This window comes from Sphingomonas humi, assembly GCF_039536725.1.
GTDB lineage: Bacteria > Pseudomonadota > Alphaproteobacteria > Sphingomonadales > Sphingomonadaceae > Sphingomicrobium > Sphingomicrobium humi.
Map to the genome: position 1 here is coordinate 1,106,577 of NZ_BAAAZD010000002.1, position 17,106 is coordinate 1,123,682.

The 17,106-nt window shown below is 66.8% G+C and carries 9 protein-coding genes; 5 read left to right on the top strand and 4 right to left on the bottom strand.

The window, feature by feature from the left end; all coding sequences use genetic code 11:
- Positions 1–158: 158 nt before the first annotated feature.
- The gene (locus tag ABD729_RS13350) at positions 159–1,652 is read left to right on the top strand and encodes a M28 family peptidase (protein WP_344711095.1); all 1,494 of its coding nucleotides are present in this window, start codon (positions 159–161) and stop codon (positions 1,650–1,652) included.
- 9 nt (positions 1,653–1,661) lie between these two features.
- On the opposite strand, the gene ABD729_RS13355 is transcribed toward ABD729_RS13350, so the two are convergent.
- Both ABD729_RS13355 and ABD729_RS13360 read right to left on the bottom strand, forming a co-directional pair.
- A complete protein-coding gene (locus tag ABD729_RS13355; RefSeq protein WP_344711098.1) occupies positions 1,662–3,428 on the bottom strand; it encodes a DUF885 domain-containing protein in 1,767 nt (588 codons plus the stop codon).
- 141 nt (positions 3,429–3,569) lie between these two features.
- On the bottom strand, positions 3,570–4,475 hold the full coding sequence (locus ABD729_RS13360) for a LysR family transcriptional regulator (RefSeq protein ID WP_344711101.1): 906 nt from the start codon (positions 4,473–4,475) through the stop codon (positions 3,570–3,572).
- 95 nt (positions 4,476–4,570) lie between these two features.
- Here ABD729_RS13360 and ABD729_RS13365 point away from each other — a divergent pair, with 95 nt between their 5' ends.
- Both ABD729_RS13365 and ABD729_RS13370 read left to right on the top strand, forming a co-directional pair.
- Entirely contained in the window at positions 4,571–6,139 is a 1,569-nt protein-coding gene (locus tag ABD729_RS13365; protein WP_344711104.1) for a proton-conducting transporter transmembrane domain-containing protein, read from the top strand.
- A 29-nt stretch (positions 6,140–6,168) separates the two neighbouring features.
- Positions 6,169–8,553 (top strand): YbcC family protein, encoded by a 2,385-nt coding sequence (locus ABD729_RS13370; RefSeq protein ID WP_344711107.1) that lies wholly within the window; start codon positions 6,169–6,171, stop codon positions 8,551–8,553.
- A 150-nt stretch (positions 8,554–8,703) separates the two neighbouring features.
- On the opposite strand, the gene ABD729_RS13375 is transcribed toward ABD729_RS13370, so the two are convergent.
- Positions 8,704–9,402 carry a response regulator gene (locus ABD729_RS13375; protein ID WP_344711110.1) on the bottom strand — a complete coding sequence of 233 codons (699 nt, stop codon included), beginning with the start codon at positions 9,400–9,402 and terminating at the stop codon, positions 8,704–8,706.
- Positions 9,399–12,281 (bottom strand): hybrid sensor histidine kinase/response regulator, encoded by a 2,883-nt coding sequence (locus ABD729_RS13380; protein WP_344711113.1) that lies wholly within the window; start codon positions 12,279–12,281, stop codon positions 9,399–9,401. Before ABD729_RS13380 ends, ABD729_RS13375 begins: the two co-directional genes overlap by 4 nt.
- 187 nt (positions 12,282–12,468) lie before the next feature.
- Here ABD729_RS13380 and ABD729_RS13385 point away from each other — a divergent pair, with 187 nt between their 5' ends.
- Both ABD729_RS13385 and ABD729_RS13390 read left to right on the top strand, forming a co-directional pair.
- On the top strand, positions 12,469–12,687 hold the full coding sequence (locus ABD729_RS13385; protein ID WP_344711116.1) for a hypothetical protein: 219 nt from the start codon (positions 12,469–12,471) through the stop codon (positions 12,685–12,687).
- A gap of 123 nt (positions 12,688–12,810) precedes the next feature.
- Positions 12,811–17,061, top strand: a complete 4,251-nt coding sequence (locus ABD729_RS13390) for a beta strand repeat-containing protein (RefSeq protein ID WP_344711119.1) — start codon at positions 12,811–12,813, stop codon at positions 17,059–17,061.
- Positions 17,062–17,106: the final 45 nt, after the last annotated feature.

Consider the following 17,106-nt stretch of genomic DNA (forward strand, 5'->3'; position numbering starts at 1 on the left):
GAGTTGGCCGAGCGCCCTCAGTCTAGACGAAGGCGCAGCACGCGCAACCGTAAAGAGGGCCGCATGCACATGGCGACGCCCACGGACCGGTGCAGGATTGCCGCCGCGCACCTTTGCCGCAATGCTGTATTCGAACTCCATCCTGCTCGGGGAATGCCATGAACACTGCAGCCCTTGCCCTGATAGCCTCGGCCGCGATCGCGACGGGACCGCAGGATGCCGACACAAGGGCCTGGTGGCGACTGACGAGCGAACTGTCGAGCGATGCCATGGAAGGGCGCGACACCGGATCGCCCGGTTATGACCGTGCCGCCGCCGTCGTTGCGAGGCGCCTTGCCGCGGCCGGGCTGAAGCCGATCGGCGACCAGGGTGGCTGGTACCAGCGCATGGCGCTTGAGCAGGTGCAGATCACGCGGGCCACGGTCGGCGTCGGGACAACACCCATGCGCTTCCTGCATGACTTGACGGCCGCGCCCCTCAGCGTGCCGGCGAGCCTCGACCTGCCGATCGCCTACCGCGGCTATTGCGCGGCCGGAGCGCTCGGCGACGTGCGGGGGAAGCTGGTCGTCTGCCATGGCTCCCGCCGGCCCGGAATGCCGACGGCGCAGGAACAGATCGATGCAATCGCGGCGGCAGGTGGACGGGCAGCCGCGACAATCGCTGACCCAGGCTTCACCATCGAGCCGCCGCGCTGGCCCTATGCCTATGCACGCACGGTTTGGATTGCAGGATCACCGCCGACACCGCCGAAGATCGCGATCTTCACCCTCAACGCCGATGCGCTAGGCAAGCTGACCGGCGGGTCCGGCCGCAACGCGCCGGCGCTGATTCAGGCAGGTAGCAGGGGTGCGCCGCTTCCCTCTTTCGACGTGCCTGGCCGGTTCAAGGCAAGCTTTACCCTGCAACGAAGGAAGCTCCAGTCCGCCAACGTACTGGGGCTGCTCCCCGGCACGGACCCTGCCCTCGCGAGCCAGCCGATGGTCCTGACTGCGCATCTCGATGGCTATGGCTATGGCGAGCCGGTGCGCGGGGACAGCCTCTACAACGGCACGCTCGACGATGCGGCCTATGTCGCCCTGCTGGTCCGGTTGGTCGAGCGCCGCGGGGGCCAGGGCTTTCGCCGGCCCGTAGTGATCGCTGCCGTCACCGGCGAGGAAAAAGGGCTGCACGGTTCCCGCTGGCTGGCCCAGCACTGGCCTTCAGAGATCGCGAAGCCGGTCGGCAACATCAACCTCGACCAGCTGCGACCGATCTTCCCGTTGAAGCTGCTGACGGTACACGGGCTCAACGACAGCAGCCTTGGCGATGATGCGCGGAAGGTTGCGGAAGGGCTCGGGATCGCTGTCCAGACCGATCCCGAACCGCAGCGCAACCTGCTGCAGCGAACCGATCACTGGAACTTCATGCAGGCGGGCGTCCCGGCGGTGAATTTCGTCTTCGGCTACAAGCCTGGAAGCGAGAGCGAGCGCATCTACCGGCGCTGGTATCAGCAAGGCTACCACCGCCCACAGGACGACCTCGCCCAAGCGATCGATTGGCAGGCCGCCCGCGACTTCAATCGCTTCTTCTATGGACTTGTCAGCCGGGTCGCCGACCAGGAGCGCGCGCCGGCCTGGAACGCGAGCAGTCCTCTCGCGCCCAGACCGCGCTGAGCCGCTGCGTCAGGAGCGCGAAGCGATCCAGTCGTTGACCCGGCGCTCCAAGATCGACAGCGGCTGCGATCCCGACGCGATCAGCAGGTCGTGGAAACCCTTGATGTCGAACTTCGGCCCAAGCTGCTTCTCGGCCTTGCGGCGCAATTCCATGATCTTGAGCATGCCGATCTTGTAGCCGGTCGCCTGCCCCGGGAGAGTGATGTAGCGGCGGACCTCCGACCGTGCGCGCTCGGGTGATTGGCGCCCGGTATCGGTCATGTAGGTGACCGCCTGATCCTCGGTCCAGCCGAGCGCGTGGATGCCCGTATCAGTGACAAGGCGCGCGGCGCGGAACAGCTCGGCATCCAGGCGCATGAAGTCGGCGGCGATATCGGGAAATGCGTTCATCTCCTTGCAGAGCGCTTCGGCGTAGAGGCCCCAGCCCTCGCCGAACGCGACGTAGCCGGTGACCGACCGGAACTTGGGACCGCCCTTCTGACGCACCTGGATGTCGCCCTGCGTGTTATGGCCGGGAACCGATTCGTGGCACATCAGCGTGTACATGGCCGCCGGATCTTCCTGGTTGCCGACCAGGTGCACGTAGGTCCGCGACGGGCGCGAGCCGTCCGGGCTGGGCCCGGAGGCGTGAGCGGCACCGCCCGGCACTTCGCTGAACTCCGGTTCGCGGACCACCTCGATCCGGTAGGCCGGAAGCGTTCCGAAGTAGGCCGGAAGCAACGTGCGGGTGTGTGCGACAAAGGCATTGGCCTTGGCGAGATAGTCGGCCCGGGCGGCATCGTCCCACGGCCGCGGCGGGTAGAGCCGTTCGCGCTCGGCATAATAGGCGTGGCGGTCTTTGAGACCGGCCTGCCGCGCGAGCGCATCCTGCTCGGACTCGATCCGGGCGACCTCCTTGCGGCCGATTGCGTGGATCTGCTGCGCGGTAAGATCGGTGGTGGTGTTGAGCTTCAGTTCATGCGCGTAATAGTCCGCACCGCCGGGCAGCGAGATGGCACCGACCCGGCCTCTCGGCGCGGTCGGCAACGATTCCTTGGCCCAAGCAATCACCCGGCCGTAAGCGGGCTTGAGCGCGAGGATCGCGGCGCGGGCTTCGGCAAGCTGGGCGTCCGCATCCGCACGCGGCAGCTTGCCGCCTGCGACCAGCTTTTCGGTCTTGGCCTTGACGTCGGCCCACAGCGCCGCGTCCTTTCCGCTGGCGTCGAACGGCGCACCGCTGGTCAGCTGCGCGCTGCCCTCGATAATCGTTTCGAGCTGGAAGCGAGGGACGCGGATGCCGGCCTTCTCGCTGGCCCTGGTGCGCGCGACGGCGATGCCGAGCACGGCCGGAATGCCGCGTAGCCGCGCGACGTAGTTGCGAAGGTCGGTCGCATCGGCGATCCCGTGCGTGTTGATGAGGAAGTCGGGCAGCTGGCTGTGGGCCGAATAAAGCCTCGAGTAGAAGGGCGGCTTGTAGCCACGGTCAGCATCAGCCAGCGCGGCGCGCTCGGCTTCCAGCATCCAGATGTCGTAATTGACCTGCCCTTCGGGCGAGAGCTTTGAGCGGTCGAAGGCGCTCTTCATCCGTGCTGCGCTCGCCTGGCGCCAGATGGCAATCCGCGAGAGGCCGGCGTCACTGATGTCGTTCCACTTGTCGCCGCCGTCCTTCAGGCCAAGGCGGGTCGCGGTCTGTGGTTGCTGCTTCACGAGTTCGGCGAACTCGGCATCAAGAAAGGCGGTGAGCCGCGCATCCTCGCTCGTGGTGGATGCCGCGGGCGCGCTTTGCTGAGATGCCATTGCCGGGAGCGGCGCGATGGATGTGGCAACGGCGATCGTAGTGGCAAGGAGGAAGGGCTTCACGGTTGCTCCTGACGAGACACTGCAGTTCGGGCATGTGGTGGGCAAAAGCGCGGATCGGTGCAAGCCTTGCTCTAACGATCAGTCGGGCAGTGGCACTTTGCCGTGCAGCAGTTCGCGCAAGAGCGGATTGGGAAAGCGCCGTTCCATCGTCACCGCGTAAAAGGCGGCTGCAATCCCGGGGAGCTGCCCGGCCTCGATCAGTGTGCCAGCCGCGATCTCGTCCTTGACGACGATAGGCGGAAGCACCGCAAGACCAAGGTCGGCGCGGGCGAGCAAGCGAAGCATCGCCATATCCTCGACCTCGGCGGCGATCTGCGGGCGGATGTCGAGGCGGTCCATCAGAGCATCAAAGCCGAGCCTGATCTCGCTGTCGGTGGTCGGAAGGACGACCGGCTGTGTCGCAAGAAGGGCTGCAAAGGGGGCGATGCCGTCCGCAGGATGAGCCCTGCCAAGACGCTCGGGTGTCCCGACCAGGCTGACTGGCTGCTCAGCCAGGCGGTGCGCGACGAACGAGGTCATCGCGTCGCGGGCGGGCGGACTGCTCAGCAGGAGGACGTCGAGACTGAGCGCCTCGAGCGACCGGAGAAGCTCGGCAGTGCTTCCGGAACGCAGGATGATCTCGATGTCGTTGCGACCCATCAGCGGGCGCAGGAACTCGACTTGGAAATTGCGCGACAGCGTGGCCAGCGCGCCGATCCGCAACGCCTGGCGCGCCCGGCCAGTCTGCTGAAGCGTACCCAGCAGTTCGTCGCCGGTCGCGAAGATGGTGTCGGCATGGTCGAGCGCGATGCGACCGGCCTCGGTGAGGTGGAGCTGCCGGCCGCGGCGTTCAAACAGGTCGTGGCCAAGCCGCTCCTCGAGCTTGCGGATCTGCACCGACAGCGCGGACTGGGTAAGGTTCAGTCGGTCAGCGGTGCGGGTGAGATTGCCGTCGTGGGCGACAGCCCAGAAGTAACGCAGGTGGTGGTAATTCAATGCCGCCATCTGTTCGTTTTAGACGAACGATATTCTTAGAACAATGCATTTAACCTATAGCGTGCACTCTTCTATTCGCCCCAGGAACGAACCGGAGATCGTCCGTGGGTATTCAATATCTGCCGCTTGCCGCTCCCATTGTGCTGCTAATCGTGGCGATGCTCGCCGTGATGCGGCCAGGCCGGCGGCCGGGCGCGCTGCCGCGTCTGGCCGAGGGCGCGGCGCTGTTTGCACTGCTCGCGGCCGGTGCGTCACTGCTTGCGCTGCTGACGGCGGGCCCCTCAACCAGCCCGCTGATCGGGCTGAAGGGGCTCGGCCTTTCCGCCCGGATCGACGCGGTCAGCGTCACGATGCTTCTGCTGGTGTCGTTCGTCGGCTGGGTGGTCGTCCGCTACAGCCGCACCTACCTCGATGGGGAGGCACGCGAAGGCGCCTTCGCCGGCTGGCTGAGCGCCGCCATCGCCTCGGTGCTTCTGCTGGTCGGTGCGGGCAATCTGGTGCAGCTGGCCGTGGCATGGATGGCGACGAGCTTCTGCCTACACAAGCTGCTGCTGTTCTACGTCGACCGCCGCCCCGCCCAGCGCGCCGCACGCAAGAAGGCACTTTTCTCAACCTTCGGAGCCATCGCACTTGTGGGCGCCGTCGCGACCCTCGCCATGGCATTCGGAACGACCGACATTGCCGCGATCAACGCGACGGTGCGCGGCGGTGAGACACCGGGCGGCGTCTTGGTCGCGGCGATCCTGCTGGCGATCGCTGCCGTGCTCAAGTCAGCGCAATTTCCGACGCATGGCTGGCTGACAGAGGTGATGGAGGCCCCTACCCCGGTCTCGGCGCTGCTTCATGCCGGAGTGATCAACGCCGGCGGCTTCCTGCTCATCCGAATGGCAGACGTCATGCTGGCGGCTCCGGGTGTGCTGGCGTTGCTCGCTATGATTGGCGGCTTTACCGCCATTTTCGGGGCCGCCGTGATGCTGACGCAGCCGGCTGTGAAAACTTCGCTTGCCTGGTCGACGGTCGCGCAGATGGGCTTCATGATCCTGCAATGCGGCCTTGCGCTGTTTCCGGTCGCGCTGCTGCACATCGTCGCCCACTCGCTCTACAAGGCGCATGCTTTCCTCGCCTCGGGCGGTGCGGTGGAGCAGGTCGCGGCGATCCGTCGGCCGGGCCCGGTTGCAGTGCCGAGCGGCGGCGCGGTTGGCCGCGCATTCTTTCTTGCGCTCGCCATCTATGCCGCCATCGGCACCGGGTTCGGACTGGCGTTCGGGTTCGAACACAAGAGCCCACAGGCCCTGGCGCTCGGCGCGATCCTCATCTTCGGTGTCGCCTACCTTCTCGCGCAGGGGCTGGCCGATGCGGCGCCGAGGCCGCTGACGCGGCGCACGGCGCTTTATTCGCTCGCGGCAGCCATCGGCTATTTCTCTCTGCAGAGCCTCGCCGAGTGGATGACCCGTGGCACCCTGCCCGTCACGCCGGCCCCGGGACCGCTTGAATGGACGCTGATCGCCCTCGCGCTGCTGAGCTTCGGAACGGTCGCGATCGCGCAGGCGCTGTTCCTTTTATGGGTCGGTCATCCGGCGGCGGCGGGCCTGCGGGTCCACCTTTCCAACGGTCTTTACGCGAATGCGGCCCTCGACCGCCTGCTTGGTGGCTGGTCCGTCGGCCGCGCCTGACCCTTCATCTCAGCAGAAGGCTGCACGTCATGACAAACGCCATCCTCGCTGCGGCCGACCAGGCGGCCCGCGCCATTCCGCCTCTGTGGCCGCTCGCCTCGAGCGTCGCAGTGAACCCGTTCCTCGGCCAGTCGGAAGATGATCTTGCGACCGCTTCGGTCCGCCTGCGCCGCGCGGGCGGAGTGGCCATCACCATGCCCCGCGCCTGGTTCGCCGAGCGGATCGCGAAGGGCGACATTGCCGACATCGATCTCGCCGATGCGATGGTGGCCAACGGCCAGGCCCCCGATGTCGCTGCGTTTAAGCAGGAAACGCTGGTTGCACGCCGCGCACCGGTCGCCACGTCCACTATCGCCGATCTCGCGGCCGAAGCGTCGGATACCGACTGGCCGGCACTTGTCGCCGAGCGTGTCAGCCATTGGGCGGCGGGCTGGTTCGACCAGGGCCAGGCACTGTGGCCGGCTCCTGCGGGCCGTGGCGCCTATGCCGCGTGGCGGGCGGTCGCGACGCACGACCTGACCCCAGAGATCGCGGGGCTAACGGGCTTTGCAGCAACCGTCGCCGACCTGCCGGAGCAGGCCGAGGCAGCCATGGCGGTAGCCGTGGCCGAACTAGGCCTCAGCGAAAAAGCGCTGCCGGCTTACTTCCACCGGCTGCTTCTTTGCCTCGGCGGATGGGCGCAGGCGGCGCGCTATCGCCTGTGGCAGGCCGAGCTGCGCGACGGGACGGATGGCACGACCACCGACCTCGTCGCGATCATGCTGGTGTGGGAGCTCGCATTGAAAAGGCGCTTTCCCCAGGTCGGCACCGATTGGGAGCGTTCCGTGGCGGCCTTTGCCGAGCCGATCGCCGCCACCGCCGAAGACCGGACCGACGCCATTCTCCAGGAAGCCGCCGAACGCGCCGCCCAACGCAAGCTTGCCGTCTTGTTCGCGGGTGGAGCGGCCGAGGAGCGGTCGCCGGCTCCGGCACTGCAGGTCGCCTTCTGCATAGACGTCCGTTCCGAGGTGTTCCGCCGCGCGCTGGAGAGCCTTGACCCGGGGATCCAGACCATCGGCTTCGCCGGCTTCTTCGGGCTCGGCGTTGCTCACCGGCGGTTCGGATCCGACACCGTGGAGGCCCGACTGCCCGTCCTCCTCAACCCGGGCCTCAACAGCATAGCAGGCGGCGCGAGCGGCGATCCCGCCGCGACAGAGCTCAGCGCCCGCATCGCGGCCCGCGCCAAGCGCGCCTGGGGCCGCTTTCGCCTTGCAGCGGTGTCGTCCTTCGCCTTCGTCGAGGCGACCGGACCGCTCTACATCGCAAAGCTGGTGCGCGACGCCCTGAGCCTTTCTTCCGCCACGGCGCCAGACGATCTGAAGCCGCGGCTCGACCCGCCGCTCGACCCGGTCACCCGCCTTGCCACCGCGGAAACGGTGCTCCGCGCCATGTCGCTGACCCGTAGCTTCGCGCGGCTGGTCCTGCTCGCCGGGCATGGCGCCACTGTCGTCAACAATCCTCACGCAAGCGCGCTGCACTGCGGGGCGTGCGGAGGCTATTCCGGAGAGGTGAATGCGCGGTTGCTCGCTGACCTGCTCAACGATCCGCACGTTCGCGATGGGCTGAAGGCCAAGGACATCGTCATCCCGCAGGACACGCTGTTCCTCGGCGCGCTGCATGATACGACGACAGACGTGTTCACCATTTATGCCGACGATTTCCCCTCGGCCGCGCACGCGCCGGACGTGAGGCAGGCCCACCAATGGCTTCGTGCTGCCGGGGCGTTCGCAGCGTGCGAGCGGGCCGCTCGCCTGCCCCGGGCAAACGACGCTTCCGCCATCGCCAAGCGTGCCCGCAACTGGGCGGAGGTACGGCCGGAATGGGCGCTGGCGGGCTGCAAGGCCTTCGTTGCCGCCCCGCGCCACCGCACGGCGGGGAAGGACCTGGAGGGTCGCGCCTTCCTCCATGATTACAACTGGCGGGAGGACGCCGGCTTTGACGTGCTGGAGATGATCATCACCGCGCCGGTGGTGGTCGCGAGCTGGATCAGCCTTCAATATTACGGCTCGACTGTGGCGCCCGATCTGTTCGGCGCGGGCAACAAGCTGCTTCACAATGTGACGGGAGGGCTTGGCGTCGTCGAAGGCAATGGCGGTCTGCTGCGACCTGGCCTCCCGCTCCAGTCGATCAGCGAAGGAAAGCGGCTGGTTCACGAACCGCTTCGCCTGTCGGTGCTGATTGAGGCCCCGCGCGAGGCGATCAGCGACGTCCTTTCCCGCCACCCGGCGGTGCGTGCCTTGTTCGACAACAAGTGGCTCCACCTGTTCGCCCTCGACGAGGCAGGCCGAATGGCGTGGCGCTACGCCGGCGATCTCCAGTGGATCGCGATGGACGCAGCGGCCCAGCCCAGCACGCGCGAGCTGGTCGCGGCCTGAGCCGGAGCAGGCGGCGCGGGTCAGCTTCGCCTACTCAGCCCCGCAGGTCACCCATACCCGCCACCGCCAGGGCGTCGTTCGCGACTTCAGCGAAGGAATCGACGAGGAACCCGCGGCCTGATCGCGCCCCACGCCGAGCCAGCGTCGGCGTCAATGTCTCGGTGAAAACAGGTACCCAGCTCCGCGCACGGTCTTGAGTGCGTCAGGCTTCGCGGGGTCCTCTTCGACCTTGCGGCGGAGGCGGGCGATGCGAAGATCCACCGACCGGTCGAAGGGTTCGAGGTCACGGTTGTGCGCATGGTTGAGGATCTGGTCGCGGCTGAGCACCTTTCCGGGGTGGTCCGCGAACAGCTTGAGGAGGTCGAATTCCATCGCGGTAATCGGCACTGGCTCGCCCTGGCGGGTTCGCAACGTACGGGCCTCGAGATCGAGGATGCAGCGTCCGAAGCCGACCTCCCGCCGCGGCACTCCCGTCGCTGACGGTACTCCCGACCGCCGCAGGACCGCACGCACCCGCGCGAGCAACTCACGCAGTTCAAACGGCTTGGGAAGGTAATCGTCGGCACCGGTCTCAAGGCCGACGATCCGGTCGACCAGTGCCCCTTGCGCGGTCAGCATGACGATCCCGATCGATCCCGCCGCCCGTAGCCGCCGGGCGATCGACAGCCCGTCTTCGCCGGGCATGTTGACGTCGAGCACCACGAGGTCGACCGGCTTTTCCCGCATCACCGCATCAAGGCCTGCGCCACCCGACGCCTCGCTGACGGCATAGCCATGCCCGCGCAGGTAGCTGGCGATGGCGTCCCGCAGATCTTCTTCGTCATCGACCACGGCGATGTGGTGGCTCACGCCGCCACTCCCCGCCTCGCATGGAGGCGCTCGATCAGCTGGCGGACCCCGTCGCCCGTGAAAGGCTTCTCGATGACCGGGCAGCCCGTGCGTTCGAGGAACTGATCGGCCGCCTGCCCCATCGTATCGCCGGTAACGAAGCCCAGCCGGCCGAGCAGATGCGGCTGCTCCTCGGCGATCCAGGCGTAGAGCCCGGGTCCGTCGAGACCCGGCATCCGGAGATCCGACAACACGAGGTCGTAAGTCGCGCTCTTCAGCCGGGCGATGGCACTGGCTCCATCTTCGGCCATGTCGACCTGGTATCCGGCGCGCCCGGCGTAGATGGCGATCGCTTCGGCCAGCTCGGGCTCGTCATCGACGACCAGCAGTCGCCCGCGGTTTTGGGAGTGCGGACTGGCGCTGTCGCTCGGCCCGGTCGCCTCACCGATGGCGATCGGCAAGATCGGAAGCGTGATGCGGAAACATGCCCCGCCCTCGCGTCCATCGAAAAGATCGAGCCGCCCGCCGTGGGCTTCGACCAGACCTTGCGAGAAACTGAGGCCGACCCCGGTCCCGGTCCCTTGCGGCTTGGTCGAGAAGAAGGGCTCGAAGATCCGCGAGCGTATATCCTGCGGGACGCCCGGCCCATTGTCCTCGACCTCGATCCTGATCGCGTCGGACCCCGCGCGCGCGACCCGCAGGATCATCCGGCGCTGGCCCGCGCGATCCTGCAACGCCTGCTGCGCGTTGATGAGCAGATTGACCAGGACCTGGTGCAATTGGTCGGGATCGGCGGAGATCGGCGGGAGGTCGGGCGCGACCTCGAACGCCGTTTCGACGCCTCCTGTGCGCAATTGATACTCGACCAGTTCGAACGCCGCCCGCGCAACCTCGCCGACCCTGACCTCGCGGCGTTCGGGGGCTTTCTGCCGGGCCATGGCCAGGAACGTCTGCACGATCCGCGAACAACGCTCCGCGGCCCGGCGCACCTTGAACGCGCGGTCGGCCGCCGGCGTCCCCTCGACCAATTCCTCGAGCAGCGACGCCTGCGTGGTGACGATCGACAGCGGGTTGTTGAGCTCGTGACTGACCCCGGCCAGAAGCGAGCCGAGCGCCGTCAGCTTCTCGGCCTGGTGCAACGCCTCGCGTGAGCGGGCGAGTTCAGCCTGGCCGCGCTTGGCCTCGGTCAGGTCGAAGATCGAGACGATGACCGCCGGGGCCCCTCGATAGGCGATGCGGCGCCAGCTGAGGCTGACCGGGACGACCAATGTGCCGAGCGCGATACTTGCTTCCCTGTCATCCCCCTGCTCGGCGCCTTCGACCAGCGGATGGACGACCTCCCATGCCGCGGCCAGCGCCGCCTGCGTATCTGGGGCCGCGGGGCCGTACCCGAGGTGGACCAGCGCCGCGAAGGAGGGATTGGCGAGCACGAGGCGCCCGCCCTGCCCAATCACGACCGGGATCGGGTGCGCCTCGATCACCGACCGGAAAAGCTGCTCGCTTTCGCGCAGCGCCACTGCCGCGCGGGCGCGGCCAAGGGCCTCCCAGCTTCGCTCGGCTACCGCTTCGACCAGCTCGATATCGTCCTCGACCCACTCGCGCGCGGTGGCGGACTGCACCGACAGGCTGCCGATCAGCCTTCCGCCCGACAGGACGGGAACAGTCACATAGGCATTGATTCCGAGGTCGAGCAGCGCCTGGCGCAGGCTGCCGGGAAGATCGAGGTCGGTCGCGATGTCGGCCGACACCTTGGTCAGCCCTGCCTCGTAAGTCCTCTGCAGCGTGTCGCCAAGCGCAGTGAGCGGTATGTTCGCCTGCCGCGGCGGGACCGTGCCGTCCGACCAGCTGCGGAGCGAACAAAGGTGCGTCCCCTGCTCGTTGATCTCGGAGAAGATGACCTCGCGGACGCCGAGGAACTCGCCCAACGCCTGTGCCGACAGCGAGAGCACCTGCATCGGGTCGCTTTCGCCGCGCAGCCGGTCGCTCATCGCCAGCAGGAACACCCGCCGCCGCTCGGCGCTCGCCAGGTGGGCTTGGCTCTTGGCGCGTTCGAGTGTCGCCCAGATCCGTTCGGCCGCCTCGGCAATGAGGTGGAGATCGAACCGGCTCCATTGCCGGGGCTCGAACTGCTGCACCGTCATGATCGCGCGGGCGACTCCGCCTTTGACCAGGGGCACGCTGGCGAAAGAGACGACCCCCGCCGCTTCGAAGCGTTCACGGGCGAGGTCGGACACCAGTGGCTCGATCCTGACGTCGCTGACCGCCAGCGTGTCGCCGCGGGTGTGTGCCGCGATATGTTCTGGCGAATATGCGGCAAGGGGAAAGCGGTGCGCGGCCCAGACGGTCGCGTCCGAGCGCCAGTCGGGGCTCATCAACATGATCCCGCCTTCCCAGTCGACGGTGCCATAAACGACGCGGTCGGCGGCAAGCTCCAGTCCGACCGCTTCCGACGTCATGGCCAAGATCCGCTCGGGGTCGGTTTCCTCCCTGATCAGGTCACCGAGCTTAAGCAGAAAGGCTTGAAGGCGCTCGGATTCGACCTGCTCGGTCACCTTGGAGCAGGTTCCGATCCAGCCGGTCAGCGTCCCTCCCGCATCGCGTTGCGGCTGGACCTGGGCAAGAAACAGGTGCGCTTCCCCATCGCGGCCACGGATTCTTTCCACCCAGTGGAAGGGCTCTCCCGATGCAAAGCCCTGCTGATGGGGCGTGTCGTCGGCGCGGTCGCTCGCGCGGCGCCAGCGTGTTTCGGCGTCCTGACCCGGGCATTCCCCGACATATTCGTCCCACCGCCGGTTGAGCCAGCGAAGGCGTCCGCAGGGGTCGGCGGAAAAGCAGATGACCGGCAGTGCGTCGGCGAGCGCCCGTTCGTCGCTTTCTGTGTTGTCCAGACCGCCCGACATGTCCCGCTCGCCGCTCACCATTCAAAGGCTAATCGCCACCGTGTCCTGACACAACTGATACAAAAATGGCCGCCGCGCGACATCCGATTGATACGGGGCGGACCTTAAAAGCACCCCCGCAGCGCACCGGCATCCGGTGCCTCCATCCATCACCGGGCAAATGCTCTTCTTGCGAAGGAATGACGTCGTGACCAACCTGTCTTGCGCGCGCCGCCGGGCGGCGACCACCGCAGTCCTGTTCGGGCTGTTGTCCTGCATCGCTGCAACGGCGTCGGTCAGGGCCTCGGCTGGGACGGTCGAGCCGGCGGAGCGCCACAAGCTTCCGGCAAGGCTTTCGCCCGCAACCGTCCATGACGGCGGCGCGCGACCGGTCTTCTCGCCGATCCCGTCCTCCTTCGCCGCATGAACTGAACAGCGGGCGCCGGGCGTCCGCAAGGCAAACTTCAACCCACCTCGAGCACGGCAATCCGGGGCGCAGCAGCGCCCCGGGATTGCCGTCGCTCGCCTCCATTTCTGAAAGGACAAGCACATGGCTACGATCAAGGGCACCAACAACGCCGACACTCTGTGGGGTACCGCAGGCGACGACAATATCGACGGCGGCGGCGGCAACGACACTATTCGCGGCTTCACCGGCAACGACACCCTGCACGGTGGCAACGGCAACGACACGGTCTTCGGATCGGCCGGCGAGGCCGACCAGCTGTTCGGCGATGCCGGCAACGACAAGCTCTACGGCTATCTCGGCACGGCCCTGGTCGACGGCGGCGATGGCAACGACACCGCGATCCTCGACCTTCGCAATTTCAACCAGGGCATCGAATTCAACCTTGCCGACAACCTGGTCGGGACGGCGCGGATCGCCGGCATCGACATCCGCAACGTCGAGAACATCACCATTAACACCGCCTACGGCAGCGCACGCCTCACCGGAGGCACGGGCAATGACACCTTCACCAGCCTCGGCGGGTTCAACATCCTCAAGGGCATGGGCGGCAACGACCGGCTCGAGGGCGGCGACGGCGTCGACATCCTCGACGGCGGAAGCGGCAACGACGTCCTTCTCGCCGGGGCCGGCGACGACTTCCTGATCGCCAACAACCGCACGTCGGAGCCGGGCAAGGACACCGGTGCCGACCTGCTCGACGGCGGCAGCGGCTATGACACCGCCTCGATCGACCGGGCCAATGCCACGACCGACATCAATTTCAGCCTGGCCGATCCGACCGTCATGCAAGTGCTCGACAACGGCACCACCGTCGTCAACGTCGAGGCGATTGCGCTCTTCACGGGCAAGGGCAACGACACCCTGACCGGAGGCGCGAGCAGCGACTGGTTCGATGCCGGCGCGGGCAATGACACGGTCGATGCCGGGGGCGGCCCGAACACCATCTACGGCGGCGACGGCGACGACCTGGTCTACGGCCGCAAGGGCGACATCCTCCTGTCCGGCGGCGACGGCGCGGACAAGGCGATCCTCGACTTCCGCACGCATAATGACACGGTCACCTTCAACCTTGCGGACAATCTTGCCGGTGAGGTCATCATCGCCGGAACGCGCATCAGCGGGTTCGAGACCGTCTCCCTGCGCACCGGCCGCGGCGATGACCGGCTGACCGGCGGCTCGGGCGGCGACACCTTGAGCAGCGAAGGCGGCCTCAATGTCATGCAGGGCATGGCCGGCAACGACCGCCTGGAGGGCGGCGACGGGGTCGACATCCTCGATGGCGGCAGTGGCAACGACGTCCTGCTCGGCGGCGCGGGCGACGATTTCCTGATCTCGAACAACCGCCTGCTCGAACCGGGTAAGGACAGCGGCGCCGACGTCATCGATGGCGGTAGCGGTTTCGATACCGCTTCGATCGACCGCGCCACCGCGGCGAGCGACATCAGTTTTAGCCTCTCCGACCCCGCGGTCATGCAGGTGCTCGACAACGGCACTACAGTGGTCAACGTCGAAGCGGTCAGCCTCTACACCGGCCGCGGCAATGACAAGCTGATCGGCGGCGGCGCCAATGACTGGTTCGACGGTGGCGCCGGCAATGACGTGATCGACGCCCGCGGCGGTGCCAACACCGTCTTCGCCGGCGCCGGCGACGACATCGTCTACGGCCGCAAGGGCGACCTGCTGCTCGATGGTGGTGATGGCAAGGACAGCGCCATCCTCGACTTCCGTACGCACAATACGGCGATCAACTTCACCCTCGCCGATAACCTTGTCGGCACGGTCAACATGGCGGGCACCGACCTCCGCAACTTTGAAAGCTTCACCCTTCGCACCGGCCGCGGCGACGCTCGCCTGACCGGTGGAGCCGGCAACGACACCTTCAGCGCGGAAGGCGGCTTCAATCTCATGTTCGGCATGGCCGGCAACGACCGTCTCGAAGGCGGAGACGGCATGGACTATCTGAACGGCGGCAGCGGCAACGACGTCATGCTGGGCGGCGCGGGCGACGACACGCTGATCTCCAACAATCGCTACAGCGAGCCCGGAAAGGACACCGGCGTCGACGTCATCGACGGCGGCAGCGGCAACGACACCGCCTTCATCGATCGCGCGAATGCGACGACGGACATCACCTTCGACCTCACCAATCCGGCCGTGCGGCAAGTGCTCGACAATGGCACCAGCGTGGTCAACGTCGAATCGGTCGAGCTCTTCACCGGCCGCGGCAACGATACGCTGATCGGCGGCACCGGGCGGGTCACGTTCGATGGCGGGGCTGGCGATGACGAGCTGATCGGCGGGTCGGGCAACGACCAGCTGTATGGCGGAAGCGGTGACGACCTGATCATCGGCGGCGCCGGCGATGACATCATCGAAGGTGGCGACGGCAACGACAATATCGGGGCAGCGCTTGGCGACCGGGTGGTCGATGGCGGTACCGGCATCGATTATGCGTCGATCGACCTGCGCGGTTTCGACGGCAGCATCGATTTCAACCTGGCGAACAACCTTACCGGCACCGTCACCGTCGCCGGCGCCGAGATCCGCAATATCGAGCAAATCTACCTCCATACCGGCAACGGAAACGACGTGCTGGTCGGGGGCGCGCGGGACGATATCCTCGCCAGCACTGGTGGTCGCAACTTCATGATCGGCGGGGGCGGCAACGACCTGCTGGTCGGTGGCACTGGCGTCGACACGCTTTCGGGTGGCAGCGACGACGATCGGCTTCGCGGCGGCGCTGGCAACGACACGCTCGATGGCGGCACCGGCAACGACGTGGCGGAATTCTCCGGATCGTCGAGTGACTATCTGGTGACCAAGACCGCCGAGGGCTTTCTCATCCGCGACCTCGATCCTGCCGGGCGCGACGGGACCGACGTCCTCATCTCGGTCGAGACCCTGCGCTTTGCCGATGGCGATTTCACCCCTGCCGCGATGGTGGCGCGGGGCAGCGCCCCCGTCGTGGTCGCCGACAAGGTGACGACCACCGAAAATCTGTCGGGCACCGTGAACGTGCTCGCCAATGACAGCGACCGCGCCGGGACGCCCCTGAAGCTGGTGTCTGTCACCAGCACCGACCCGGGATTGAGCTTCGGCTTCAGCGCCAGTGGCGATGTCTCGGTCACGCCCGGCGCCGCCTATCAGTCCCTGGCCGCCGGTCAGGTCCGCACCAGCACTGCCAGCTATGTCGCCCAGAGCGCAACCGGGCAGCAGGCGACGGGATCGATCACCATCACGGTCACCGGCGAGAATGACGTACCCATCGCCTCGTCCGACAGCTTTTCAGTCGGCGAGGACAGCAAGCTGTTCAACGTCAACCTGCTCGGCAACGATACCGATGTCGACGCGGGCGCCCGGCTGACGGTGTCGGCGCTCGATACGAGCAAGACCGCTGGATCGGTCACGCTCAATGCGGACGGCACCGTCAATTATGACCCCGGCTCCGCCTTCCAGTATCTTGCCAGCGGACAGACCGCGACCGACAGCTTCGCTTATTCGATCAAGGACGAATTCGGGGTCGGCACGAGCGCTGTCGTCACCGTGACCATCGTCGGTGCGGACGAAGCGCCGGGACCGGTCGGACCGGTCGCGCGTGATGACAACTTCACGATCAGTGCGTCCGAGCATGCGGTCAAGCTGACCGGCCTTCTGGCCAACGACATCGGCCAAGGACTCCGCATCGTCTCCGTGCCGGAATTCAGCGAAGCCGGCCCGACCGTGACCCTCAATCCGGACGGCAGCGTGATCTATGATCCGTCGACCTGGTTCGACGGTTTGAACAAGGGTCAGGTCGTCACCGACGGGTTTGATTACACGGTTGAGGATGCCAACGGAGTGCGATCGACCGCACATGCCATGGTCACCGTCACCGGCGGGCACGAAGGTGCCTACTTCATCACCGTCCAGGAGGATGCGTCGACCGGGGATATCTCGACCGGGTTGCTGGCCGCCTTGCGTAACCAGTTCGGACAGCAGATCAATGACCTGACGTTCGATATCTCCCATACGGTCGGCACCTTCACGGCCGCTTCGGGGGCGATCAGCTACGCCGCGGACGATCCCTTCTTCGACCCGCTGATGGCGTGGAACAAGGTCGTGACGTCGGTCGGGATCAACTTCACCGACGGACAGGGCGCCGCGCACCACACTTACCTGCTGATCGAGGTCGATGGCGCCGACGAACCCGCCTCCGCGAGCGCCATGGCAGTGAACAGCGTTCCGGTCGGCGAGCCTGTCGCAGGGGAATATGCAGCCAACGACTTTGCGCCCGGCAGCATCGGCACGGCGGGCCATTCCCTCGTCACCTACGACGGCGGCTACCTGATCTGACCCCCTTCCCTGGCCGGCCCTCATTGCGGCCGGCCAACCCCTTTT